General features: G+C 73.7%; 1 protein-coding gene. It reads right to left on the bottom strand.

The window, feature by feature from the left end:
- Window positions 1-914 (bottom strand): hypothetical protein (locus EJK15_RS69550; RefSeq protein WP_206062402.1); only part of this gene is annotated, 914 nt, incomplete at its 3' end.
- Window positions 915-1,022: the final 108 nt, after the last annotated feature.

Raw genomic sequence — 1,022 nt, 5'->3', positions numbered from 1 at the left:
GGATCGGGGGAGAAGTCGACTAAGGGGTACAAGATCTGGAAGTCGACGCTGGCGCGCTCGTGGCCGTTCAGCTGGGCGAGCGCGTCGGCTAGTTCGCCGTACCACAGCAGGTCGCCGACCGTCTCGATCTCCTCTGGGGCGACGTCCGGGTGTTCGGCGAGCCGGTCGGCGAGGGGCGGCCGCTCCTCGCCGACCGGCGGCTGGGCCCAGGTGGCGGGGGTACGTTGCGCGGTGTAGCCGGCTGTGGCGCGCCACTGCCGCACTCCTGCCGACGACCAGCCGCGCAGTTGATCGTGCACCTCCAGGATCAGGTCGGTGACGGCCTCCATGACGACACCGGCGTAGTCGCTTGCCCTGGCGAGCCGCTGCCTGACGTACGGCTCCGAGGCGGAGTCGAGCTTCGCGGCCAGGTCGCGGACGTAGCAGCCGGGGCGGGCGGGCAGGCCCGTGAGCCCGGGGATCCGGCGCGCCGCCTGGCCGGCCTCGTGCGGCGCCATGAGCGCGGCGGCCAAGCGGAGCTGGTCCGCGCACCGGGCGAGACCGTCCCCGACGCCGTGGTCGGTGACGGCGATCGCGGTACGCAGCAGCACGGTCGCGGCCAGGGCGTCGTCCATGGCGCGGTTCATCAGCAACGTCCAGTGCCAGGGCCGGGGGAGCCAGCGGGCCGCCTCCGCCAGCGATGGCTCATGGCCCAGGTCTCGCCGGACGAGGCCGACGATGAACTCGTCGTTGTGAGCGGCGTACCGGAGGGTCAGCTCCTTGAGCTTGCTCTGCTTGCCCTGGGTGGCGCGCAGGCGCTGCGTCCGCCTCGCCGCCTCCTGGTGAGCCGCCACCTGATGCCACAGGTCGAGGAGGAGGTCGAGCCGCCGGCGCGGGGAGAGCGGGCCGAGCACCTGGCGGAGGTGGTCCGCCATGACGGACGGCATGGCCTGCGGCTCCGGATCGACCACGGGGACGGGCTGTGGCGTCGGGTCGGCGGGCTGCGGCCGGTGTGGTGTGGGCCCGGCGGGCTGGAGGGGTGG

Origin of the sequence: Nonomuraea basaltis (assembly GCF_005893125.1) — a bacterium.
GTDB lineage: Bacteria > Actinomycetota > Actinomycetes > Streptosporangiales > Streptosporangiaceae > Nonomuraea > Nonomuraea basaltis.
Note: the sequence above shows the minus strand (reverse complement) of the source record. Positions and strands in the feature narration are given on the sequence as shown.